This is a genomic window from Micromonospora sp. C51 (assembly GCF_018070435.1).
GTDB lineage: Bacteria > Actinomycetota > Actinomycetes > Mycobacteriales > Micromonosporaceae > Micromonospora > Micromonospora sediminimaris.
Genome location: NZ_JAGPXQ010000007.1, coordinates 141,518 through 164,149 on the forward strand (window position 1 = coordinate 141,518; position 22,632 = coordinate 164,149).

At 70.9% G+C, this 22,632-nt stretch carries 22 protein-coding genes; 7 read left to right on the forward strand and 15 right to left on the reverse strand.

The annotated features are described in order from the left end of the window. Window positions 1–30: 30 nt before the first annotated feature. A complete protein-coding gene (locus KBX50_RS11260) occupies window positions 31–1,194 on the reverse strand; it encodes a low temperature requirement protein A (RefSeq protein ID WP_210936893.1) in 1,164 nt (387 codons plus the stop codon). A 338-nt stretch (window positions 1,195–1,532) separates the two neighbouring features. On the opposite strand from KBX50_RS11260, the gene KBX50_RS11265 reads away from it, so the two are divergent. Continuing rightward, on the forward strand, window positions 1,533–2,729 hold the full coding sequence (locus KBX50_RS11265) for an epoxide hydrolase family protein (protein ID WP_210937038.1): 1,197 nt from the start codon (window positions 1,533–1,535) through the stop codon (window positions 2,727–2,729). A gap of 27 nt (window positions 2,730–2,756) precedes the next feature. On the opposite strand, the gene KBX50_RS11270 is transcribed toward KBX50_RS11265, so the two are convergent. The 8 genes from KBX50_RS11270 to KBX50_RS11305 form a co-directional block, all read right to left on the reverse strand. Beyond that, a complete protein-coding gene (locus tag KBX50_RS11270) occupies window positions 2,757–3,830 on the reverse strand; it encodes an ABC transporter ATP-binding protein (RefSeq protein WP_210936895.1) in 1,074 nt (357 codons plus the stop codon). Beyond that, complete coding sequence (locus KBX50_RS11275) at window positions 3,827–4,810, reverse strand: ABC transporter ATP-binding protein (RefSeq protein ID WP_210936897.1); 984 nt, start codon at window positions 4,808–4,810, stop codon at window positions 3,827–3,829. The genes KBX50_RS11270 and KBX50_RS11275 overlap by 4 nt, the downstream gene beginning before the upstream one ends. Continuing rightward, entirely contained in the window at window positions 4,807–5,697 is an 891-nt protein-coding gene (locus KBX50_RS11280; RefSeq protein WP_210936900.1) for an ABC transporter permease, read from the reverse strand. The genes KBX50_RS11275 and KBX50_RS11280 overlap by 4 nt, the downstream gene beginning before the upstream one ends. Next, a complete protein-coding gene (locus KBX50_RS11285; protein ID WP_164447131.1) occupies window positions 5,694–6,638 on the reverse strand; it encodes an ABC transporter permease in 945 nt (314 codons plus the stop codon). The genes KBX50_RS11280 and KBX50_RS11285 overlap by 4 nt, the downstream gene beginning before the upstream one ends. A gap of 18 nt (window positions 6,639–6,656) precedes the next feature. After that, window positions 6,657–8,192, reverse strand: a complete 1,536-nt coding sequence (locus KBX50_RS11290) for an ABC transporter substrate-binding protein (protein WP_210936902.1) — start codon at window positions 8,190–8,192, stop codon at window positions 6,657–6,659. 199 nt (window positions 8,193–8,391) lie between these two features. After that, window positions 8,392–8,853, reverse strand: a complete 462-nt coding sequence (locus tag KBX50_RS11295; protein ID WP_210936904.1) for a hypothetical protein — start codon at window positions 8,851–8,853, stop codon at window positions 8,392–8,394. Window positions 8,854–8,892: 39 nt separating this feature from the next. Next, on the reverse strand, window positions 8,893–9,525 hold the full coding sequence (locus KBX50_RS11300) for a M23 family metallopeptidase (protein ID WP_210936906.1): 633 nt from the start codon (window positions 9,523–9,525) through the stop codon (window positions 8,893–8,895). Between the two features lie 31 nt (window positions 9,526–9,556). Next, window positions 9,557–10,021 carry a universal stress protein gene (locus tag KBX50_RS11305; RefSeq protein ID WP_210936908.1) on the reverse strand — a complete coding sequence of 155 codons (465 nt, stop codon included), beginning with the start codon at window positions 10,019–10,021 and terminating at the stop codon, window positions 9,557–9,559. 239 nt (window positions 10,022–10,260) lie between these two features. On the opposite strand from KBX50_RS11305, the gene KBX50_RS11310 reads away from it, so the two are divergent. Continuing rightward, window positions 10,261–11,109 (forward strand): fumarylacetoacetate hydrolase family protein, encoded by an 849-nt coding sequence (locus KBX50_RS11310; protein ID WP_210936910.1) that lies wholly within the window; start codon window positions 10,261–10,263, stop codon window positions 11,107–11,109. Then, a complete protein-coding gene (locus KBX50_RS11315; protein WP_210936912.1) occupies window positions 11,106–11,912 on the forward strand; it encodes an SDR family NAD(P)-dependent oxidoreductase in 807 nt (268 codons plus the stop codon). Before KBX50_RS11310 ends, KBX50_RS11315 begins: the two co-directional genes overlap by 4 nt. Before the next feature lie 8 nt (window positions 11,913–11,920). On the opposite strand, the gene KBX50_RS11320 is transcribed toward KBX50_RS11315, so the two are convergent. Next, window positions 11,921–12,376 (reverse strand): MerR family transcriptional regulator, encoded by a 456-nt coding sequence (locus tag KBX50_RS11320; protein ID WP_210936914.1) that lies wholly within the window; start codon window positions 12,374–12,376, stop codon window positions 11,921–11,923. A gap of 42 nt (window positions 12,377–12,418) precedes the next feature. Here KBX50_RS11320 and KBX50_RS11325 point away from each other — a divergent pair, with 42 nt between their 5' ends. The 3 genes from KBX50_RS11325 (at window position 12,419) to KBX50_RS11335 (ending at window position 14,719) form a co-directional block, all read left to right on the forward strand. Beyond that, window positions 12,419–13,591 (forward strand): MFS transporter, encoded by a 1,173-nt coding sequence (locus KBX50_RS11325; RefSeq protein WP_210936916.1) that lies wholly within the window; start codon window positions 12,419–12,421, stop codon window positions 13,589–13,591. Between the two features lie 82 nt (window positions 13,592–13,673). Then, a complete protein-coding gene (locus tag KBX50_RS11330) occupies window positions 13,674–14,129 on the forward strand; it encodes a GNAT family N-acetyltransferase (RefSeq protein WP_210936918.1) in 456 nt (151 codons plus the stop codon). A 221-nt stretch (window positions 14,130–14,350) separates the two neighbouring features. Next, window positions 14,351–14,719 carry a hypothetical protein gene (locus KBX50_RS11335; protein ID WP_210936920.1) on the forward strand — a complete coding sequence of 123 codons (369 nt, stop codon included), beginning with the start codon at window positions 14,351–14,353 and terminating at the stop codon, window positions 14,717–14,719. A gap of 148 nt (window positions 14,720–14,867) precedes the next feature. Here the strand turns inward: KBX50_RS11335 and KBX50_RS11340 are convergent, their stop codons facing one another. After that, window positions 14,868–15,200, reverse strand: coding sequence for a winged helix-turn-helix domain-containing protein (locus KBX50_RS11340; RefSeq protein WP_307870915.1), 333 nt, complete (start codon window positions 15,198–15,200; stop codon window positions 14,868–14,870). A 193-nt stretch (window positions 15,201–15,393) separates the two neighbouring features. On the opposite strand from KBX50_RS11340, the gene KBX50_RS11345 reads away from it, so the two are divergent. Further along, window positions 15,394–16,587 carry a helix-turn-helix domain-containing protein gene (locus tag KBX50_RS11345; protein ID WP_307870916.1) on the forward strand — a complete coding sequence of 398 codons (1,194 nt, stop codon included), beginning with the start codon at window positions 15,394–15,396 and terminating at the stop codon, window positions 16,585–16,587. Window positions 16,588–16,857: 270 nt separating this feature from the next. On the opposite strand, the gene KBX50_RS11350 is transcribed toward KBX50_RS11345, so the two are convergent. The 4 genes from KBX50_RS11350 to KBX50_RS11365 form a co-directional block, all read right to left on the reverse strand. Further along, a complete protein-coding gene (locus KBX50_RS11350) occupies window positions 16,858–19,653 on the reverse strand; it encodes a DEAD/DEAH box helicase (protein WP_307870917.1) in 2,796 nt (931 codons plus the stop codon). 219 nt (window positions 19,654–19,872) lie between these two features. Further along, window positions 19,873–20,859, reverse strand: a complete 987-nt coding sequence (locus tag KBX50_RS11355) for a zinc-dependent alcohol dehydrogenase family protein (RefSeq protein ID WP_210936924.1) — start codon at window positions 20,857–20,859, stop codon at window positions 19,873–19,875. Further along, window positions 20,856–21,698: a carbohydrate ABC transporter permease gene (locus KBX50_RS11360; protein WP_210823365.1), complete on the reverse strand. Its 843-nt coding sequence runs from the start codon at window positions 21,696–21,698 to the stop codon at window positions 20,856–20,858. The genes KBX50_RS11355 and KBX50_RS11360 overlap by 4 nt, the downstream gene beginning before the upstream one ends. Then, a complete protein-coding gene (locus tag KBX50_RS11365; RefSeq protein ID WP_210936926.1) occupies window positions 21,695–22,627 on the reverse strand; it encodes a carbohydrate ABC transporter permease in 933 nt (310 codons plus the stop codon). Before KBX50_RS11365 ends, KBX50_RS11360 begins: the two co-directional genes overlap by 4 nt. Window positions 22,628–22,632: the final 5 nt, after the last annotated feature.

Consider the following 22,632-nt stretch of genomic DNA (forward strand, 5'->3'; position numbering starts at 1 on the left):
GCCGGTGACCTGGTCCTTCCGCTGACCGTGTCACCGGGCCGCTGGCGACCACGCCGGCTGACGCCCGCCGGGTGTCAGCCGGGGCAGCAGGACCAGGCCGACCAGGTAGGCGGCGAGCAGCCCGATGGCGAGCAGGGCCGGTAGCGCCCGGCCGACCGGCAGCAGAAGCAGCGGTACGACGGCGACGACCAGGTGGCCCGCCCGGGTGCCCCACCCGGACAGATAGCGCACCAGCAGGGTGCCCAGCAGATAGAACGCGGTGCCCCCGTAGAGCGCCACCACTCCCGGCCAGCCGAGGGGTTCCCCACCCGGCGTGTCGGCGGCGGAGATCAACGCCAGCACGTCCTCGAACCCCAGCGCCGTATAGAGCACCCCGGCGATCAGCGGCAAATGTCCCAGCGAGTAGGCGTCCGCGCCGATCCGGTCCCGCCGCTCACCGTCGGCCCGCAACAGCGCCTGCTCCGCGAGCGGACTGACCCGGTCGAAGTGGACCGCCCACAGGCACGCGATCAGGATGAAACCGATCACCGCGCCGGCGAGCACCGGAAGCTTGATGACCATGGTGCCGACGCCCACGCCGGCGGCGAGGAACGACTCGCCCAGCGCGATGATCAGGACCAGCCCGTGCCGTTCGGCGAAGTACTCGGGGCTGCGCACCGGCCACCCGCCCAGGCGGTTCTGCACCACGCCGCGCTGCCCGCCGATCTCGACCAGGAAGGCCAGGGCCCACAGCCAGGTCTGCGCCCATCCGCCGAGCGCGGCACCGACCAGCAGCGGAAACCAGGCCAGCACACTCGCCACGGCGAAACGCCGGATCCGCCGCCGCAGCGCCGGCTCGCCCGCCCAGTGGTAGAGCGCCAGGTGGACCGCGCGCAGCAGCACGTACGACAGGGCCAGCAGCAGCGGCCCGTCCAGACCCGACGCGCTGTCCCAGGCGCCCGGCATGACCAGCGCGGCGACGAAGAACCCGGCCATCGCGGCCAGCACCAGTACGCGTACCGGCGGTCGATCGACCCGGGTCTGGTTACCCAGCCAGAGATACCCCGACCAGGCGAACCAGAGCAGCATCAGCAACAGCAACCCGCGACCCATCGCCACCGGATCCGGTGGCTTCCCCATGAACGCGACGATCCGGGTGAGGGTGAAGACGAAGACCAGGTCGAAGAAGATCTCGAACGGCGTGACCGTCGGCACGTCGCGGCCGGTAGGACGTACCCGCCACCACCGCCACCCCGTCAGCCCCGGCACTCAGCCGCGCGGAACCGGTCGCGGGCCACGCCGTACATCTTGTGCGCCGCACCCGTCGGCCAACACCGCCCCCGCTCCCCGACCTCGTCCCTGCCTGCCCCGTACCGGTCCGGTCGGCGTCCTTCGCCATCGACCCTAGTGCGACGTGCGGGCCCGGGATGCCGAAAGGCGGGGGCCATCCACAAATCCTGTTCCGGTCCCCCCGTCGGCACCCCGATGTGAGGATGAGCGCGTACGGCTCGGCCGGGCCGGTGCCGCGCGATCCGACCCGACAGGTGGTGAGCATGTCCCAGGACGACGAGGTGCGTCCCTTCCGTCTCGACACGCCGGAGGAGGCGCTCACGGATCTGCGTCGCCGGATCACGGCCACCCGCTGGCCCACCCGGGAGTTGGTCGCCGACCGCTCCCAGGGCGTGCAGCTGGCGACGGTCCAGGAACTGGCCCGTTACTGGACCACCGAGTACGACTGGCGCGCGTGCGAGGCCAGGTTGAACGCCCTGCCGCAGTACACGACCGAGATCGACGGCGTCGAGATCCATTTCATCCACGTACGGTCCCCGCATGAGAACGCCCTGCCTCTGATCATGACGCACGGCTGGCCGGGCTCGGTCGTCGAACTGCTCGGGGTGGTCGGCCCGCTCACCGATCCGACGGCGCACGGCGGGCGGCCCGAGGACGCCTTCCATCTGGTGCTGCCGTCCCTGCCCGGTTACGGCTTCTCCGGCGAGCCGGCCGAGCCCGGTTGGGACTCCGCCCGAATGGCACGCGCGTGGGCACAGCTGATGAACCGCCTCGGCTACCCGCGCTACGTCGCGCAAGGCGGCGACGTGGGCGCCTCCGTCACGGACGCGATGGGCCGTCAGGCACCCGACGGGCTGGTCGGCATCCACGTCAACCTGCTCGCCGCGGCGATCGGTCTCAAGGACCAGCTGCCGGCGAAATCGGAGCCGGAACGCGCGGCGCACGAGGCGCTCGCCACGTTCACCATGGACGGTTTCGGCTACTTCCTGGAACAGACCACCCGACCCCAGACGATCGGCTACTCGCTGCTCGACTCACCCGTCGGGCTGGCGGCCTGGATGCTTGACCACGACACGGACAGCTACTACAAGATCTCCCGCGCCTTCGTCGACGGCGAGCCGGTGGGTGGTCTCAGCCGGGAAACCGTCGTCGACAACATCACCCTGTACTGGCTGACCGGAACCGGCGCCTCGTCCGCCCGGTGGTACTGGGAGTTCGGGCGCTTCCAGGCAGCCGCCGACGCGGCCGGCCAGCCTCCGCCACCGGTCGCCGTACCGGTCGGCTTCACGGCGTTCCCCGGCGAGATCTGGGCCGCGCCCCGCAGCTGGGCCGAGACCGTCTACCCGGGCCTCGCGTACTTCAACGAGGTCGACCGTGGCGGCCACTTCGCGGCCTGGGAGGAGCCGGAACTCTTCGCCGCCGAGGTACAGGCCGCGTTCCGGCCGCTGCGACAGCCCTGACCCGCCAACTGCCGGCGGGCACCGGGGTCACGTCGACCGCATGGCGCGCACGGCCTCCTTGGCGAACAGGCACGCCGCCCGGTGGTCGGGGTCGACCTCGGCCAGCACCGGATCGGTCTCGGCGCACTCCGGCCGGGCCTGCGGGCAGCGGGTGCGGAACCGGCAGCCGCCCGGCGGATCCACCGGGCTGGGAATGTCACCGCTGAGGATGATCCGTCGGCGTTCCCGCTCGGCCTGCGGGTCGGCGACCGGCACCGCGGACAGCAGCGCGGCGGTGTACGGGTGGGCCGGATCCCGCCAGATCTGCGCCGGGGTGCCGCTCTCCACGATCCGCCCCAGGTACATCACCGCCATCCGATCGCTCATGTGTTCCACAGCGGCCAGGTCGTGGGCGATGAACAGGTAGGTCAGGCCCAGATCCCGTTGCAGCCGGCGGAGCAGATTCATGATCTGCGCCTGCACGCTCAGGTCGAGCGAGGCGATCGGTTCGTCCAGCACGATCAGGTCCGGTTCGCCGGCCAGGGCACGGGCGATACCGACCCGCTGCCGCTGGCCGCCGGAGAGTTCGTGGGGATGCCGGTCGGCCAGCTCGCCGCGCAACCCGACCATGTCGAGCAGTTCGTCGACCCGGCGACGGCGGGCGGCACCGCCGTCGGTGAGCCGGTGCACGATCAACGGCTCGGCGATGCTCGCCCCGATGGTGAGCCGGGGGTCCAGGGACGCCTGCGGGTCCTGGAACACCATGGCCACCCGGCGACGCAGCGCCCGCAGCCGTCGCCGGGACCAGCGGGTGACGTCCTCGCCGCCCACCCGGACCGTGCCGGAGGTGGGATCCACCAGCCGGAGCAGCGCCAGCCCGGTGGTGGACTTGCCGCTGCCCGACTCACCGACCAACCCCAGCGTCTCCCCCCGCCGTACCCGCAGCGACACCCCGTCGACAGCCCGCACCACACCGGCCGGCGTCGGGAACCACACCGCCAGATCGTCGAGTTCGGCCACCACCTCGCCCGGTTCCCGCTGCTTCGGCACCCCGCCGTGCGCCGTGCCGGCCGCGGACCCGACCGCGCCGAGCTGATGATCCGCTCGCTGCCGCTCGCTCATCGGCGCTCCCCGTCGGTCGGCTGCGGGTAGAAGGTGCGGACCTGATGCCCGGCCGAGACCGGTACCAGCGGCGGCAGCTCGTGCTCACAGCGGGCGTCACCCCGCACCGGGCAACGGGGCCAGAACGCGCAGCCCGCCGGCAGATCCAGCGGGCTGGGCGGCGCACCGGCGATGGTGACCAGTTCCGCGCTGCCGGCCGCCGGGTCCGGACGGGCGGCCAGCAGGGCCCCGGTGTACGGGTGCGACGGCGCACCGAAGACGGCGTCGACCGGCCCCTGTTCGAGGATCCGGCCCCCGTACATGACCGCCACGGTGTCGGCGATACCGGCGACCACACCCAGGTCGTGGGTGATCCAGACGACCGCGGTGCCGAGCCGCCGTTGCAGGTCGCCCACCAGCTCGACGATCTGGGCCTGGGTGGTGACGTCGAGGGCCGTGGTCGGTTCGTCGGCGATCAGCAGGTCCGGCTCGCAGGCCAGCGCCATGGCGATCACCACCCGCTGGCGCATGCCGCCGGAGAACTGGTGCGGGTACGCGTCCACCCGCTGCCCGGCGGACGGGATGCCGACCATGTCCAGCAGTTCGACGGCGCGGGACCGGGCGGCCCGCCGGGTCAGCCCGAGGTGTTCCTCGGCGGCCTCGGTGACCTGCCGGCCGACGGTGAGCACCGGGTTGAGCGAGGTCATCGGATCCTGGAAGACGAACCCGATGTGCCGCCCCCGCAGTCGTCGACGGCGTTCCCCGGTCAGCCCGGTGAGTTCCGTGCCGAGCAGGTGCACCCGGCCGGTCACCCGCGCGGTGCGGGGCGCCAGCCCGGTGGCGGCGAGCACGCTCATGCTCTTGCCGCTGCCGGACTCGCCGACCAGCGCCAGCGTCTCCCCGGGCTGCACCGCCCAGTCGACCCCGGCGACCGCGTGGGCCGGCCCACGCCGGGTGCCGATGGTGACGGTGAGGTCCTCGACGGCCAGTACGGGCTTCATGCGGTGCTCCTCCGGGCTTCGCTGACGGTCAGCTGGCGGGGATCCAGCACGTCCCGCAGGGCGTCACCGACCAGGTTGAACGCCAGGACGGTGAGGAAGATCGCCGCACCGGGGAAGAAGCCCAGCCACCAGGCGTCGGTGACGAACCCGCGCCCGTCGAACAGCATCCGGCCCCAGGCCGGATCGGGTGGCTGGACGCCGAGGCCGAGGAAGGACAGCGCCGCCTCGGAGAGGATCGCGAAGGCCAGCGAGAGCGACGTCTGCACGATCAGCGGCGCCGCGATGTTCGGCAGCACGTGCCGGCGCATGATCCGCAGGTCGGACGCGCCGACGGAGACCGCGGCCCGGACGAAGACCTGTTCCCGCACGGAGAGCACGCCGGCCCGGGTCACCCGGGCGAAGATCGGCGTGTAGACCACGCCGATCGCCACCATCGCGGTGACCAGTCCCGGACCGAGCACCGCCACGATCGCCACCGCCAGCAGCAGCACCGGGAACGCGAACAGCACGTCCATGCAGCGCATCAGCACGTTGTCGAGCCAGCCCCGGTAGTAGCCGGCGAACAGCCCGAGGGTCGCCCCCACCACCAGCGCGATGCCGACGCTGACCAGACCGACCTGCAACGACACCCGGGCGGCGACCATGACCCGGCTGAGCACGTCACGGCCCAGCTCGTCGGTGCCGAACGGATGTGCCCAGCTCGGCGGCTGAAGCATCTGGTCGACGTTCACCTCGTTGATCCCCGACGGCGCCAGCCAGGAGCCACCCAGACCCACCACGACCAGCACCACCAGCACCAGGCTGCCGGTCAGGGCCAGCGGATCGCGGCGCAGCACCGCGAGCACCCGGCGCAGCTGTCCCTCACGGTTGACCGTCTGCTCGCTCATTTGACCGTGATCCTCGGGTCGAGACGGGCGTAGAGAATGTCGACCAACAGGTTGACCAGGAGGAACAGCGCCGCCACCAGCAGCACCGCCCCTTGGAGGACCGGATAGTCCCGAGCCGCGACGGCGTCGTAGGTGAGCCGCCCGATGCCGGGCCAGGCGAACAGCACCTCGATCACGATCACGCCGCCGAGCAGGCTGGCCAACTGCACCGCCACCACGGTCACCACCGGAATGAGGGCGTTGCGCAGCACGTGCCGCAGCACCACCACCCGGGTACGCAGTCCCTTCGCCTCCGCCGTGCGCACGTAGTCCTCGGAGAGCACCTCCAGCATCGACGAGCGGATGAACCGGGTGAGGATCGAGGCGGTGACCAGGCCGACCGTGGCGGCGGGCAGCGCCACGTGGGACGCCCAGCGCCCCGGATCCTCGGTGAGCGCGACGTATCCCGACGGCGGCAGCCAGCCGAGCACCCCGGAGAAGAGCAGGATGCCCATGATTCCCATCCAGAAATCCGGCACCGAGACACCGAACTGGCTGAACACCCGGGCCGCGTGGTCGACAAGCGAGCCGCTGCGGATCGCCGAGACGATCCCCAGTGGAAAGGCGATCGCCATGGCGAACACCACCGCGGTGACCGCCAGCGACAGGGTCGCCGGCAGCCGCTCCAGCACGATCGCGGTGACCGGGCGTCCACTGCGGAAGCTGACCCCGAGGTCGCCGGTCAGCGCCCGCCGCAGGTAGTCGAAGTACTGCACCACCAGTGGCTGGTCCAGCCCCGCCCGGGCCCGCAACGCCTCGTACGTCTGCGGGTCGAAGCGGGTGCCGAGGGCGACCCGGACCGGGTCACCCGGCACCAGTTGGAGCAGCAGGAACACCACGAGGGTCACGCCGAGCAGCACGACGGCCGACTGCAACAGCCGACGGATGACGAAGCGGGCCACCTGAGGTCCCCCGCCGGGTCACCGAGCGAGAGCCACGTCGCGGAACCGGATCGCCCGGTCCGTGCGTACCTCGTAGCCGCTTACCTGCTTGGACCAGCCCTGGGCCACGTCCGGGTTGTAGAGGTAGATGTAGCTGGCGTCGTCCACGATCTGCTTCGCCACCTGCTCGTACTGCTGCTTGCGGGCGGCCTGGTCGGTCTCCGTCCGGGCCTGGTCGAGCAGCCGGTCCACATTCGGGTTGGCGTACTCGTGGAAGTTGAACGTGCCGTCGCTGTGGTGCTGGGCGTAGTAGAACTCGTCCGGGTCGATGTTGCCCAGCCAGCCGAGCATGAACGAGTCGAACTTGCCGGCGCCCTGCTCGTCGAGCCACTGCGCGAAGTCCAGCGTACGGATCTCGACGGTGATCCCGACGGCCTCCAACTGGGAGGCGATGACCTGGGCGGCGGTGACCGTCTCCGGGTACTCGTTGGTGACCATGAGGTCCATGGTCAGGCCGCTCACCCCGGCCTGGTCGAGCAGTTGCTTGGCCTGGTTGACGTCGTGGCTGTACGGCGCGTACTCGTAGTAGAAGGCGCTGTTCTGGGGGATGGCGGTCTGGTTGACCGTGGCCAGCCCGAACTTGGCGGCCTTGGTGATCGCCTCACGATCCAGCGCGAAGGCGATGGCCCGGCGGACGTTGACGTCGTCGTACGGCTTGCGCGCCTGGTTGAGCGCGAGGTACCAGTAGTCGGTCGAGGGCACCGACTGCACCGTCGGGTCGTCCCCGTCGAGCAGCGCCGGCACCTGCTGCGGTGGCAGGTTGTCGGTCCAGTGCACCTCACCGCCGCGCAGGTTCTGCAGGGCGACGGTGGGGTCGCTGACGAAGGTGAATCGGACGCCGTCCAGCTTGGGCTTCTCGCCCCAGTAGTTGTCGTTGCGGACCAGCCGGATGCTGTCGCCGGAGCTGTAGTTCTCCAGGGCGAACGGGCCACTGCCGACCGGCTTGGTGGTGATCTCACCGGATTCCACGTTGGCCTTCTGGACGATCGCCACGCCCTTGAAGCCACCGAGGTTGGCCAGCAGGTTCGGGGTCGGCGCGTTGAGGGTCACCACCACGGTCTTCGGGTCGGTGGCCTCGATCGACTTCACGGTGCCGAACTTGTACGCGTTGTTCAGCTTCTCGTCGATGATCCGGTTGTAGGAGTAGACGACGTCCTCGGCGGTCAGCGGCGAACCGTCGGAGAACTTGACGCCCTCGCGGAGGGTGAACGTCCAGGTCAGCTGATCCTCGCTGGTGGTCCACTCGGTCGCCAGGGAAGGCTTCATCTCCAGGTTGGCGTCCGGCTCGACGAGCGTGTCGAAGACGTTCTCCAGCACCTGGAAGCTGTAGTAGGCGGAGGTCTTGTGTGGATCGAGTTGGTCGGGCTCGCCGCCGATCGCGGCGTTGAGCACGCCTCCGGCGCCCGCCGTGTCGTTGCCGTCGACGTCGACGCCCTCGCCCCCACTGCATCCCGCCACGGCGGCGAGCATCAGGGCGATCGTCGCGCCGGCCAACCTGAATCTGGTCCTGGACATGGTCCTCCCCCTGGATTCTTCCCCGGCAGTCGAAAGATCTTGCGAGTCTGGTCCCCCGACCTAGCGATGTCAACACAAAACGTGGCAAATTGCCCTGGTCGCCGCTGCCCTGCTCGCCCACGCTAACCGCAAATCCGCCGGCCGGCAGGGCTCGGACCGGCGGGCGGACACGTTCGCCGTCAAGCTGTGACCCGGGCGGTCAGAGGCAGCACCAGCAGTAGAGGTGGTGACCGGCGGCCTGGGCACGGCGGGCCAGGGCGCTGATCTCCTCGATCACCGGCAGCAGTTCACCGGGCGGCAGCGGCTCACCCCAGGCCAGCTCCTCGATCTGCCCCCACCGCGCCGACAGCTCGGGAGACTGGGCGGCGGTGACCGACGCCAGGGTGTCCCTGGTGGCGTCGTCGAGGACGATCAACCATGGCCCTTCGTCGCCACCGCTCCAGATCAGCCGCTGCTCGATCAGGTCAGTGGACCAGGCCACCCCGCGCACGAAGCCGATCAGCTTGCCGAGGGTCACCGCCGGCTCAATGCCCTTGAGGTCGATCGCGTCCACCCCGGGGCGGCCCCCGGACACGGCGACCGGACCGCCGTCGAGCTCCGCCATCAGCCCGATCGCGGCGGCGTCGTCCGCCGCCCGGAAGTAGTCATACAGAACACCCATGGGACGTACCCCATCAGGTGGGTACGACAGCACTTCGCGCTACGGACAGTTGTTGCTGGTCAGCCGCAGCGTGTACTCGGCGTCGTCCTGGGTGATGCCCGACGGGGCGCCGTCGAAGTAGGTCTCCACCTTCTGCCAGCCGCGCCGCTGCTCGTAGTGCAGGTGCGGGGCGCCGGAGTTGCCGGTGCTGCCGATCCGGCCGATCTGCTGGCCCTGGACGACCCGCTGGCCGGCCTGCACCAGCGGCGGCTCCAACAGGTGCAGGTACTGGGTCTCCCACCGGCCGCCGTGGTCGATCTTCACCCAGTAACCACCGCCACGACCCCGCGGGCCGTCCGGATTGTCCGGGGTACGCCCACCAAGCGACCCGTTGATCCCGGCCACGGTGACGGTGCCCTCGTATGAGGCGAGCACCGGTTGTCCCCACGGGTCGCCGGAGAGCGGGAAGAAATCCACGTCGTAGTCGCCGTGCCCCGGGTAGGTGCCGACCTGCCAGGTCTCACCGCAGCCGACCGGCATCTGGAACAGCGGGCGGGGCCCCGGCGGGCGCAGCACGATCACGGCCGCCACGGCCAGGGCGATCACGATGCCGAGGCCGAACAGGAGCCCGAACCGGGTACGGCGGGCGCGGCGGTGGGAACGGGGGTGGCCGGTCGTCACGGCCCAGAGCATGTCAGAGACCGGCAACCCCCGTCGGGCGCCCTCAGGCCGGCACCGCCGGCACGGCAGGACCGCTCGGCGCCGGCACCGGCACCGGGAGCACCACCACCGGGCAGGTCGCCTTGCGTACGCACTCCTCGCTGACCGAGCCGAGCACGGTGTGCCGCAGCCGGCCGTGCCCGTGGCTGCCCAGCACCAGCAGGTCGGCGCCACGGGCGGCGGCGGTGAGCACGTCGGCCGGCCGGCCCTCGACGACCTCGGCCGAGACCGGTGTCGCCGACGTGCCCCGGGTGACCTCGCCGATCTCCCGGGCCAGCAGGGCGGTGGCCCGCTCCTCCTCCTCGATCGGGTTGGGCGCGACCATGGCACCACCGTCCAGGCCGTCCCACCGCCAGGCGGTCACCGCCTGCACGGTGCCGTTGCGTTCGGCCGCCTCACCGACCGCCCACCGCAGGGCACGCCGCCCACCGTCCGAACCATCGACGCCTACGACAATCAGATAAGTCATCGTTCCCACCTCTCTCCGTCCTGCTTCCAGTGCAGCGCCCGGACGTGGCGCGGACCAGCGGCCGGAGTCCCCTCCGGACGGGTCGGACGGCCCTGGGCCGGGCAGGACCTGCGGCCCGGTCGAGTTGCCCAACCCCGAGGAAGATCGCCGTCGATCATGGGCCTTGTGACGCGTCACGATCACCTGGTAGACATCACATGTCTTGCGGCTCGTTCGCGCCGCGGTATCTGGGGGTGACGGTGAAGCTGCTGCGAGTAGGACCGCCGGGGCGGGAAACGCCGGCACTGCTCGACGAGGCCGCCCAACTGCGTGACCTCAGCGGCGTGACCGACGACGTCGACGCCGCCTTCCTGGCGGCCGACGGCCTAGCCCGACTGGCCGACATCGTCCCGCACGACCTGCCGCCGATCGACGGCACCGGGCTACGGATCGGCCCCCCAGTGCGGCCCGGGAAGATCGTCTGCATCGGGCTGAACTACCGCGACCACGCCGCCGAGACCGGGGCGGCCCTGCCCACCGAGCCGGTGGTCTTCCTCAAGGCGGCGGACACGGTGGTCGGTCCCGACGACCCCGTGCTGGTGCCCCGCGGCAGCACCAGGACGGACTGGGAGGTCGAACTCGCCGTCGTCATCGGCCGCAAGGCGCGCTACCTGCCGTCGACCGAGGCGGCGCTGGACTGCGTCGCCGGGTACGCCATCTCCCACGACGTCTCGGAGCGGGAATTCCAGCTCGACCGGGGCGGCCAGTGGGACAAGGGCAAGTCCTGCGAGACGTTCAACCCGCTCGGCCCGTGGCTGGTGACCGCCGACGAGGTTCCCGATCCGCAGGACCTGCGGTTGCGGCTCTGGGTCAACGGCGTGCTGCGGCAGGACGGCGCCACCAAGGACATGGTCTTCCCGGTGGCCGAGATCGTCCGCTACCTGAGCCAGTTCATGGTGCTCTACCCCGGCGACGTCATCAACACCGGCACCCCGGCCGGCGTCGCCCTCGGGCAGCCGGAGCCCAAGCCGTACCTGGTCGCCGGGGACGTGGTCGAGTTGGAGATCGACGGCCTGGGCCGGCAACGTCAGACGCTGGCAGCCGCGTGACCGGCGACGGGCCGGGGTTCGCTGGCGGACCCGTCGCCGGCCGGGGCGAGTTCACCGGGTTGGCGGCGGTGGTCACCGGCGGCGCCTCCGGCATCGGCCTGGCCACGGCCACCCTGCTCGCCGAGCGGGGCGCCCGGGTGGCCTGCCTGGACCTGAACCCGCAGCACGTACCCGAGCCGTTGCTCGGCCTGGCCGCCGACGTGACCGACGACGCGTCGGTACGGGCCGCGATCGCCGCCGCCCATGCCGCGTTCGGCGGCTTGGATGTCCTGGTCAACAACGCCGCCGTCGGTGCGGTCGGCACCATCGAGGCCGGCACCGTTGACGAATGGCACCAGGTTCTCGACGTCAACGTGGTCGGCATCGTCCGGGTGACCCGGGCCGCGCTGCCGCACCTGCGCGCCTCCGCGCACGCCGCGATCGTCAACATCGGTTCCATCGCCGCCTGGCTCGGGCTGCCGCAGCGGGCCCTCTACAGCGCCAGCAAGGGAGCGGTGCAGGCGCTCACCCTGGCGATGGCCGCCGACCACGTCACCGCCGGCATCCGGGTGAACTGTGTCAACCCCGGCACAGCGGACACCCCGTGGGTACGTCGACTGCTCGACGCCGCCGACGATCCGGCGGCGGAACTGGCCGCGTTGCGGGCCCGCCAGCCCACCGGTCGCCTCACCACCCCGCAGGAGGTCGCTGCGGCCGTCGCGTACCTCGCCAGTCCGCTGTCCGGATCGACCACCGGCAGCGTGCTCGCCGTCGACGGCGGCATGCACGGCCTCCGCCTGCCCACGCCGCCAAGCAGGGCCTGAGCGGCAGCTCAGCGGGCGAGACCGAGCGCCGGGCCCGCTTTGCGGACCGACCGGCGGGCCACCCCGCCGCCCGGGTCACCGGGATGGCCGGGCCCCACCACGTCGCCGCGTACGTCGGCGACGATGGTGGCGAGCAGGTCCCGGCTGGACCGCAGCGACTCGATCTTCTCGGTCAGCAGGTCCAACTCGCCCTGGAGGGTGTCGGCCAGGCGGGCCCGGTCGGCCGGCTCGTCCGGGATCGCGGCCCGGCCGTCCAGCAGGAACCGCAGCGCCTGTCCGACCACTCCGGACGGCAGCGCGGCCGACAGCATGCACCGGATCCGGGCCACCCGGTCGACGTCGGATTCCTGGTAGATCCGGTAGCCCGACTCGGTGCGTACCGGCGTCAGCAGACCCTGCTCCTCGTAGTACCGCAGCATCCGCACCGACGCGCCGGTCCGCGCGCTCAACTCACCGATCCGCATCACTTGACTCTAACGTCGGTGTGAGGCTTTAGCGTCCCCTCTGTGATCATCTACGTACTCTTCGTCTGCTCGTTCGCCGTGGCCACCGCCGAGTTCGTGCTGGTCGGCCTGCTCCCCCAGGTCGCCACCGACCTGGACGTGTCGGTTGCCGCCGCCGGCCAACTGGTCACCGCGTACATGATCGTTGTCACCGTGGGCGGCCCGGTCGCCACCGTGCTGACCCGCCGCCTGCCGCGCCGGGAGCTGCTCGCCGGCACCATGGCGCTGGCCACGGTGTCCGCGGTGGCCAGCGCCATGGCCACCTCGTACCCGATGCTGCTGTCGGCCCGGTTGGGCTCGGCGCTGGCGCAGGCGCTGTTCATGGCGGTGGCCTCCCAGGTGGCGATGGCCTCGGTTCCGCCGCAGCGGCAGACCGTCGCGGTGGCCCGACTGTTCGGCGGATTCGCCCTGGCCACCGTGCTCGGCCTGCCGCTGGGCAGCCTGATCGGTGAGGCGTACGGCTGGCCGGTCACTTTCGTGGCCGTGGCCGGCATGGCCGCGTTGGGGCTGCTCGGCGTGCTCGTCTTCTGCCCCCGCATTCCCACCCCGCCGCCGGCCGGCGTCCGCGACAGCGTCGGTGCGCTGCTGCGCCCCGGCATCTACGCCGGACTCGGCGTCACCCTGCTGGCGTTGACCGGCTTCGTGGCCGCGTTCACCTACGTCGCGCCGATGCTGCGCACCGTCACCGGGCTGAGTCCCGGCTGGGTCAGCGTCGGACTGGTCGGCTACGGCCTCGGCACCATCGCCGGCAACCTGCTCGCCGGCCGGGTACGCCCCGAGGCGATCACCCGCCGGCTGCCCCTCGCCGTCGGCGCGCTGACCGCGATCCTGCTGGTGCAGCCAGTCCTGCTGCCGGTGGCCCCGCTGGCGCTGGCCGGGCTGGCCCTGCTGGGCGCGGCGGCGTTCCTGGTCGTGCCGCTGGTCCAGACCTGGCTGATGGGTCAGGTCGACGCGGCCACCACCGGCCTGGTCGCCGCCGTCAACATCTCCGTCGCCGGTGCCGCCGGAGCCCTCGGCGCCGCGCTCGGCGGCACGGTGCTCGCGGTCGGCCTCGGCCCGGCCTGGATCGGCCCGGTCGCCGCCGTCTCCGTCCTGGCCGCCACCCTCGTCGCCGCCAGCCTTTCTCGGGCCTCGTCGCCGCGCGGCTCCTCGTCCGGCGCGTTGCTCCAATCGTGAGGCGAGCGGCTTTCGGGGCGGAGGTCACGGCCGGTGGAAACGGGGTCGCCAGTGCCGTCGCCAGCCCGCTACGGTCCGCCGTATGCGGTTGGAAAGGATCACGCCGGAGAACTACGAGGCGGCGCTGGCGCTGTCCGTGCGCCCCGAACAGGAGGACCTGGTCGGGCCGGTGGTCAAGTCGCTCGCCGAGGCGTACGTCTTTGCCGACAACGCCTGGCCGAGACTGATCTACGACGGAGACACGCTCGTCGGGTTCCTGATGGCCTTCCTGGACATCCAGTGGAACGCCGGTCGCGATCCCGACGACCGACGGTCCGGCCTCTGGCGGCTGAACATCGCCGCCGACGCCCAGGGACGCGGCTACGGTCGCTTCGCCCTGTCAGCCGTGTGCCAGGAGATTCGGGCCAGGGGCGGCACCCGGGCGTACGTGACCTGGAAGCCTCGGGCCGGCGGCCCGGAAGCCTTCTATCTCAAGCTCGGCTTCCGCCCCACCGGCGAGCAGAGCGGCGGCGAGACGGTCGGCATGCTCGACCTCTGAGCACAGGTCTCGTCTCGGCCTACGGATAGATTCGGTTCGGGCCGATTCCAAGTTCGCATGAGTGACGGGACAACTGGTGAGGGGCATGGATGAGCCTCGATCTGAGGAGCCGCCCGGGCTTACGGATGGCGGTCGCCGCTGTCGCGATCGGGGCGGTTCTCGCCCTCGCCACGGTGGTGACTGCGGCCATACGTGATCGAGGTCCAACTCCCCAACAGGAGGTGGCCAGCGAGGGCGTACGGATCTCGGTGCCAGCTGAGTGGCCACGCAATGCCCTCAAATGCGGTACGCCGATGCGCGACACCTACATCGTGGACCTCGATGTGATCGCGGGCTGCGCCGTGTTGCCGCAGCCTCGCGTCGACTACGCCGAGATAAAGCGCGCGAATCTCGATCTCGACCCGGTCGCCCAGCTCGCCACCGAGGCGGGCGAGGCATTCGGCCACCCCGTCCTGGGGGGCGGCGACGTGCTGCCGGATGGCCGGACGCGGCAGGTGGTGGTGGTCCCCGACCGACAGGTACTCCTCGTCGCGGTGTCCAGCAACCCGGCAGTCGCCGAAGCGATCGTCCGTTCACTCCGAGTCGACTGACCTGCGTCGGCACCGCCAGCGCCTCGCTTACTGTCGGTCAACCAGGAACGAGATCTTGGAAAAATTCCGTTAGTAGTTAACGACAACTGTCCAAGATCTTGTTTCAACCTTCGGAACAGAGACGTTGCCGACCCGGCGGAGGCTGGCGTTACTCGGACCCGCGCTCCGGCTCGGCTACGTACACGCCTTTCCCGGGATGCCCTTCGACCAACTCTCTGTCTTTGAGCAACGACATGACACGGTGGATCGTGGAGATGTGCACGCCGTGCTGCTCGGCGAGTTGACGCGTGGACGGCAGCTTCTCCCCCGGCGCGAGTTCGCCAGATTTGATCTTGCTCGTGATCTCGTTCGCTATGCGGCGGTAGTCGACTCTCTCGGTCGGCATGTCGATCTCCGTCGGTTCCCTGGCTTCGGCAAACTCCGCGGTTCCGGCCCGCATACCCACCTCGGACAGTGCTACGCCCACGTTCGGAGTGGGCACCTGTTCGACACCGGGCGGAAGGTGCCACATGGTCGACCCCGTTGACATGCAGTCGAATGCCGCCTTACCTCCGGACGAGATCAGTGTCCTGGACGATCAGGGAGAGAACGGCGGGAACCGGTGTTCGGCCTCTGCAAGTGCTCTCGGTCGGCATGCCATGGATAGTCAACGCGCAGCTGAACAGGAGCGCGGCGTGAAGAGGGACGAGGTGCCGATCGGGCGGCGGGTGGCGTACTGGCGGGCGCGGCGGCGGATGTCGCAGCAGGTGTTCGCCGACCGGCTCGGCAAGTCCAAGAGCTGGGTGGACAAGGTCGAGCGCGGGGTACGGGCCCTGGACAGGGTTTCCACGCTGCGGGACATCGCTGCCGCGCTGCGGATCGATCAGGCGGTGCTGCTCGGCCAGGACAGTCGATCTGCCGAGGCGACCACCAGGGTCGAGGGCGTCGAGCAGATCCGGGCGGCACTGTCCGCGTACGACATTGCCTTGGATCGGCCCGCGGCGCGCCGGGACGCGCCGGACGCGGCTCGGCTGGCGCGGGGCGTCGCGCATGCCTGGACCAGTTCTCAGCATGCGCGGTACCCGGCGCTTATCGGTCTGCTGCCCGAGTTGCTGGCCGGGACACAGCGCGGTCACGCCCACGATCCGCAGGCGGGCCGGGTTCCGCTGGTGGAGGCGTACCGGGTGACCGCTTCGCTGCTGGTGAAACTCGACGAGACCGAGTTGGCCTGGCTCGCCGCCGACCGGGCGATGACGGTCGCGACCGGTGATCCTCTACTGGTCGCCGCCGCCACCGTGCAGCTCGGCCAGGTGTTGCGGGCGGCTGGTCGCGCGCGGGAGGCGGGCACGGCGACACTGGCGGCGGCGTACCGGATCGGGCAGACCGACCTCGACGTGGCACGCATGTCGCTCTGCGGGACGTTGCTCGTGCAGGCGGCGCTCGCGGCAGCCCGGCACGGCGACGACCGGGCCGCCGCCCGCGTCGACGAGGCCGCCGACCTGGCCGCCGAGGTCGGCGACGGCAACGATCATCATCACACCAGCTTCGGACCGACGGCCGTGGCGCTCGCCCGGGTCGCTGTCGCGATCGAGTTGGGTACGCCGGACGAGGCGATCGTCCGACACGAGAAAGCTGTCGGACGGGACGGCTGGCGGTGGCTGCCACCGGAGCATCGGGCCGCCCACCTGATCGACGCCGGTCGTGCGTACCTTCAGGTTGCCGACCCGGTGAACGCGTCCCGGGTGCTGCTGGAGGCCGACCGGACCGCCCCCGCCGAGGTACGCCGCCGACCCGCCGCCCGGAACGTACTCGCCGCCACGGTCCGCCATCCGGGTGCTCCCGCCACGATCGTCGCGCTGGCCGCCACCCTCGGGGTGACCCGCGCATGACCGCACCGTTGCTCACCCTGGCGCAGATCCTCAACCGCCTCACCCTGACCGCCCGCTGGACGCTGCGAGACCACCAGCCCGGCCCGACGGCCGCTGCCCGCTCTGCCGCGTCCCCGACTGTGCCGTGGCCACCGCCGCCCGCAACCTCCTCACCACCCTCAGGCAGACCCGCTGGACCGGGGACGGTGACACTTCGGATCCGTGGCAGTCGCGGTAGTCGACACGCCGGGCGGTTGACGCTTTCACTGCCACAGATCCTTCGGCAACGGGTTACGACGGCGCGTGCTGGGGCGGGAGGTCGGGCGCGGGGGCGAGGAGGCGTTGGCGTTCGGCGGCCACCACTTCCTGGACGAGTTCGGACTCGGACAGGTCCACCGCCTCCGGGCTCGCGTCGGCCGTGTCGCTGACCCGGGCGAAGTCGTCGAAGATGCGGCGCTTGCCCGCCAGCAGTTCGGTGATCCGCTGGTCGACGCCCTCCTCGGAGAGCAGCCGGTGGACCTGCACCGACTGGACCTGCCCCATCCGGTGTGCCCGGGCGATGGCCTGCGCCTCGGTGGTCGGCTTGAGCTGAGGTTCACAGATGACGACGACGGAGGCGGACTGGATGTTGAGCCCGACGCCACCGGCCACGATCTGGGCCACCAGGACGGCGCCGTGGCGGGCGGCCGAGAACTCGTCCACCATCCGCTGCCGGTGGTTGGCGGGCACCGAGCCGGTCAGCGGACCGAAGACCGGGCCGGGAAGGGTACGGGCGACCAGTTCGAGTACCTCCCGGAAGTGGGAGAAGACGATGACTCGGCGCTCGTTCTCCGCCGCCTCCCGGACGATCTCGACGAGGCGCTGCACCTTTGTGGAATCGGCGGCCTGAAGCATCGCCGCCTGGCGCATCCGCATGAAGTTTCCCCGCTCGACCGCCTCGCGGTAACGGGTGGTGTCCGCCGAGGACATCGGCAGCCACTCCTCGACCTCGATGAGTTCGGGCAGTTCGTCGAGCACGTCGTCCTGGTTGCGGCGCAGGTACGCGGGTGCGATCTGCCGCCGGAACCGCGCGGGTGACGGGTCGGTGGCGTCGACGGTGAGATCGGGGCGTACGTAGGAGGCGAGGTTGCGGAACTCGTCGACCTTGTTCTCCAGCGGCGTACCGGTGAGCAGGATGGCCCGTTCGGCGCGCGCGACAATCTCCTTCGTCCTGATCGACCGCTGCGCCTGTGGGTTCTTGACGTAGTGGGCCTCGTCGACCACGACACACGCCAGGTCGGGGAACTCCCGCAGCTGCGGCCCCCACCAGGCGAGGGTCTCGTACGTGGTGACCGCCACGCCCCCGTCCCGCAGCCAGGCACGGGCCGCGGCATCGCGTTCCGGGCCGTGTACCCGGTATGGACGCAGCCTCGACTTGCCGCTGATCTCGCGGACCCAGTTGGTCACCACGGCGGCGGGACACACCACCAGGAAATGCGTGCTTCCCCTGCTGCGCAGGTGCGCCAGTACCGCGAGCGCCTCGACTGTCTTACCGAGGCCCATCTCGTCCCCGATGATGACCTTGCGCTGGACCAGGGCGAAGCGCGCCGCGAAGCTCTGGTAGCCGCGCAGAGAGGCGGTCAGGTGTGCGCCGTCGAGTGCCTGGTCGCGTACCGCCTCGATGATCTCGTCCGGGAGATCGCCGTGCGCCGCGTTCTCGTCGCCGCTGGCGAATCCCAGCTCGGAGAGCATCGCGAAGTAGTCGGCGGGGCGAGTGAGAAAGTCGTCCCACGGATCGGCACGCTGGTTCCGCCGACCGGGTGCGGAGGACCTGCCGAGCAGCTCGGCTCGCCGTTCGACGATCTCGATGCTCTCGCAGAGGCCGCTGGCGGCGAGCCCTCGGGTCGGCACCACCAGCAGGTGAGTGGTCCTGCGGTCGATGGCGCCGCCCAGCGACGCGAGTTCCGCGGCGCGTTCGAGGTCGGCTGCCGCGCCACGCGTACGCCGGCGCGCGTCCCACTCGGCGAGCCGCCGCAGCAGGAGAGTGGTCTCCTGGTGGCGGTGGTCGACGTCGATGCGGACCGGCGTCTCGTCGTACGTGGTCTGCCAGAGGGTGCGGGCTGCTCCGATCAGGCGACGCGCCGAGGTCTCCCCGACACCCGGAAGCGCCTGAAGCGACGGGCCATGGTGCAGCACGTCCTGCACCGTGACGATTCCGGCGTCGGCCAGCGGCCCGAGGCGGAGCCGGTCCCGGGTGGCGGTTCGCAACGCCTCCACCGGCATGTCCCGCAGGAGGCGTTGCACCTCAAGATGTCTGACCTCCTCACCCGCCGCACGTGCCGCCGACCGGTACGCGGCTTCGCCGGCCACGACCTTGTCGATGGCGGCCAGTGCCGCCGGCAGCCCTCCGAAGACCGACCGGTCCACCAGCTCCGGCTCTGGACCGGTCCACCCGGCCGGCTCCCGCTCCGGTCCGATCCGGCCCGTGGGCCCGCGCTCCTGCCCCGTCCGCTCGACAAGTTCGGGCTCCCCGCCGGTGCGCTCGGCGAGAAGCGCGAAACGAAGGGACGGGTCGAGCAGGTCCCGGAGGCTGTCCCGGGTCGGCTCGGTCGGTGCGGTGGGGACGCCGAGGTACGCCAGGCGCTCGGTGCCGTCAGCGGCGATGACCTCCGCGTGCCTGGCCCGGAGGAACATCGCGGCGCTGGCCGCTGCCTGCTTCCTGGCCGGTCCAGCGAGGTAACGGCGTACGTCGAGCATGGGTGCGAGGTCGGCGACGGCGCGCGGGGCGTCATCGGTGAGCAGGCGCAGCAGAGCGTGGTCGGCGGATGTCGTCGCGGGAAGCGCGGCCCGCTCCTGGAGTCGCCGGACGGCGTCACGGTCGTTCGCCCGCAGCGCGAGCACCCGCCACGCCCCCTGGCCGGAGCGATCGACCACGACGCTGCGGTCCCGCAGGCCCCCTTCGGCGCTGCTGGCCCTCTGCTGGACGGCCCGGTGCCAGTCCCGCACCTCCTGGGCGAGTTGACCCCACCGTCTGAAGTCCGCCACGAGCCGACGGAACTCTGCACGCTCGGCCTTGTCCATCCGCACCCCGGCCCGGTACCCCGCCACCCACCCGAGCATGCCGCACAGCTGACCATGCCGCCTGCCCGCATGCCATCTGCCTCGCCCTGCCGCGTCCCTCGCCAGCCGCGTGCCCGGACGCCATGAGGCAGCAACATCCCCGATGTTGCTGCCTCGGGCGTCCATGAGGGGACAACATCACCGATGTTGCTGCTTCCTGTTCCCCCCGTCGGGGCGAGGTTCCCAGTGGGGGGTGGGCGGGTGGGGTCAGGTGATGAGGAGTTTGCGGCCGATGCCGGCGCGGAACTGCGACATCGCGTCGGCGTAGGCGGCCAGGGGGAAACGGTGGCTGATGAAGACCTGCGGGTCCAGCACGCCGGCCGCGAACAGCTCGGCGGCACGGTCGAAGCTGTGCAGGACGGCCATCGAGCCGGTGACGGTGATCTCCTTGTTGTAGATGCGGTACGGCTCGACCGGCACCCGGGTGGCGTACTCGGAGACGCCGAACTGGAGGAACGTGCCGGCGGGAGCCACCCGGGTCAGGCCGTCGGCGATCGCCGCCTCGACACCGGTGCAGTCGATGACGACGTCCCAGCCGCGCGGGCGGTCCAGTTCGTCGGCGTTGGCGGCGCTCGCCGAGCAGCCCAACTGGACGGCGGTGGCGAGGCGGTCGGGGTTGAGGTCGACCACGCTGACGGTTGCCGCACCGCAGCGTTTGGCCAGCTCCAGCATCATCAGGCCCATGGTGCCGGCGCCGTAGATGAGATAGTGGTCGGCCAGCCGGCGGGGCAGCACGTCGAAGCCGCGTACCGCGCAGGAGAGCGGTTCGATGAGTGCGGCGTCGGCCGGGGCGACACCGGACGGCAGCACCACGCAGTTGCGTACCGGGGCGAGCGCGTACTCGGCCGCCCCACCGGAGACGGTGACCCCGATGGCGTTCCACCGTTCGCAGAGGTTGCCCCGGGCCCGGCGACACTGGTAGCACTCGCCGCAGTGCAGCGACGGGTCCACGGCCACCGGATCACCGACGCGCACCTCGGTGACGTCCCGCCCCACCGCGACCACCGTGCCGGCGAACTCGTGGCCCGGCACGATCGGGTACGCGGGCGCGAACTCGCCGTCCATGATGTGCAGATCGGTGCCGCAGATCCCGCATCCGGCGACCTCGACCACCACGTCCCGGGAGCCGGGCGTGGGGTCCGGTACCGACTCGACGCTGATCTGGCCCGGCGTGACGATGACTGCTGCCTTCACTTGACCGCCCCCATGGAGAGTCCTCGGACGAGTTGTTTCTGGGCGATCCAGCCGGCCAGCACGACCGGTAGCGACACGATTGTCGCCGCCGCGCAGAGCCGGGCCAGGAACAGCCCTTCGGACGTGATGAAGCCGACCAGGAAGATCGGCGAGGTGCCGGCCCGGGTGGCGGTCAGGTTGACCGCGAAGAAGAACTCGTTCCAGCTGAAGATGAAGCAGATCAGCGCGGTCGCGGCCAGGCCGGGCGCCACGATCGGTAGCAGGATCCGCCGGATGGTGACGAGCAGGTCGGCACCGTCCATCGCCGCCGCCTCGATCAGCGCCGCCGGCACCTCCAGCAGGAACGACCGCATCATCCACACCGCGAGCGGAAGGTTCATGGCGGTGTAGAGCACGATCAGGGTCCAGACGTTGTCAAGCATGCCGAGGTCCTGCACCAGCAGGTAGATCGGCAGCAGCGCGGCGACCACCGGCAGCATCTTGGTGCTGATGAAGAAGAACAGCACGTCGCGCCAGCGTTCGACCGGCCGGATCGACAGCGCGTACGCCGCCGGGGTGGCCAGTACGAGCACCAGCAGGGTGGACAGCACGCTGGCCATCACCGAGTTGAGCAGGTACGGGGTGATGTCCCGGTCGAAGACCTGCCGGTAGCCGTCCAGCACCGGGGTGAAGAACCAGGACGGCGGGTTGCTGGCGGCGTCGACCTCGCGTTTGAAGCCGGTGAGCACCATCCAGGCCACCGGCAGGAAGAACAACAGGCCGGCCAGCCACGCCAGTACGGTCCACGCGGCCCCGGTGCGGCCCGCGCTGCGCCGGGCCGGACTCGCGGTACGGGTCATCGTGCGTCCTCCATCCGGAACAGGCTGGAGATCACCCGCAGCGCGAAGGTGGCGACGATGATGGTGCCGATCACCACCACGACGCCGGCCGCGGCGGCCTCGCCGTACTCGAACTTGCGGAAGGTGGTCAGGTAGATCTCGTACGGCAGGTTGGTGGTGGCCCGACCCGGGCCGCCCTGGGTGATGGTGAAGACCGCGTCGAAGGTCTGCACCAGGTAGATGGAGCCGAGCAGGGCACCCAGTTCCAGATAGGGCCGCAGGTAGGGCAGGGTGATCCGGGTGAAGGTCTGCCACGGGCCGGCGCCGTCGACCCGGGCCGCCTCCAGCGTCTCCAGGGACTGGCTCTGCAAGCCGGCCAGGATGATCAGCATCATGAACGGGGTCCACTGCCAGACCAGCGCGGCGACCACGGAGACCATCGGGTACTGCGACACCCAGTCGGTGCTGCCGCCGAGGATGCCGTTGATCAGGCCGTAGGACGGGTTGTAGATCGCGTGTTTCCACAACAGCGCCGCCGCCATCGGCATCACCAGGAACGGGGTGATGAGCAGGGTGCGGACGATCCCCCGACCGGGGAACTTGCGGTCGAGCAGGATGGCCAGGCCGAGGCCGAGCAGTACGGAGGCGAGCACCGACGAAGCGGTGAGCACCACCGTGTTGAGCAACGCGGCACGCAGTCGACCGTCGGTGAGCACGGTCGCGTAGTTCGCCAGGCCGATGAACTCGCGGCTGCCCGGCCGCAGCGCGTTCCAGCTCTGGGTGGACAGGTAGAGGGTGAACAGGAAGGGCAGTTGCGTCACCACGATGGCGAAGACCAGGGCGGGCAGCAGCGGGGCCCGACGGGTCCAGCGGTGCCGCCGGTCGTCACGGGTGGGACGGACGGTGGGTCGCGGTGGGGCGTCCGCACCGGTGGTGCTGGTGGTGGTCATCGATC

Coding starts and splice junctions, on each gene's coding strand:
- KBX50_RS11265 (WP_210937038.1), top strand. CDS start 1,533: ATGTCCCAGGACGACGAGGTGCGTCCCTTCCGTCTCGACACGCCGGAG.
- KBX50_RS11270 (WP_210936895.1), bottom strand. CDS start 3,830: ATGAGCGAGCGGCAGCGAGCGGATCATCAGCTCGGCGCGGTCGGGTCC.
- KBX50_RS11275 (WP_210936897.1), bottom strand. CDS start 4,810: ATGAAGCCCGTACTGGCCGTCGAGGACCTCACCGTCACCATCGGCACC.
- KBX50_RS11280 (WP_210936900.1), bottom strand. CDS start 5,697: ATGAGCGAGCAGACGGTCAACCGTGAGGGACAGCTGCGCCGGGTGCTC.
- KBX50_RS11290 (WP_210936902.1), bottom strand. CDS start 8,192: ATGTCCAGGACCAGATTCAGGTTGGCCGGCGCGACGATCGCCCTGATG.
- KBX50_RS11295 (WP_210936904.1), bottom strand. CDS start 8,853: ATGGGTGTTCTGTATGACTACTTCCGGGCGGCGGACGACGCCGCCGCG.
- KBX50_RS11300 (WP_210936906.1), bottom strand. CDS start 9,525: ATGCTCTGGGCCGTGACGACCGGCCACCCCCGTTCCCACCGCCGCGCC.
- KBX50_RS11305 (WP_210936908.1), bottom strand. CDS start 10,021: ATGACTTATCTGATTGTCGTAGGCGTCGATGGTTCGGACGGTGGGCGG.
- KBX50_RS11320 (WP_210936914.1), bottom strand. CDS start 12,376: ATGCGGATCGGTGAGTTGAGCGCGCGGACCGGCGCGTCGGTGCGGATG.
- KBX50_RS11330 (WP_210936918.1), top strand. CDS start 13,674: ATGCGGTTGGAAAGGATCACGCCGGAGAACTACGAGGCGGCGCTGGCG.
- KBX50_RS11360 (WP_210823365.1), bottom strand. CDS start 21,698: ATGACCCGTACCGCGAGTCCGGCCCGGCGCAGCGCGGGCCGCACCGGG.
- KBX50_RS11365 (WP_210936926.1), bottom strand. CDS start 22,627: ATGACCACCACCAGCACCACCGGTGCGGACGCCCCACCGCGACCCACC.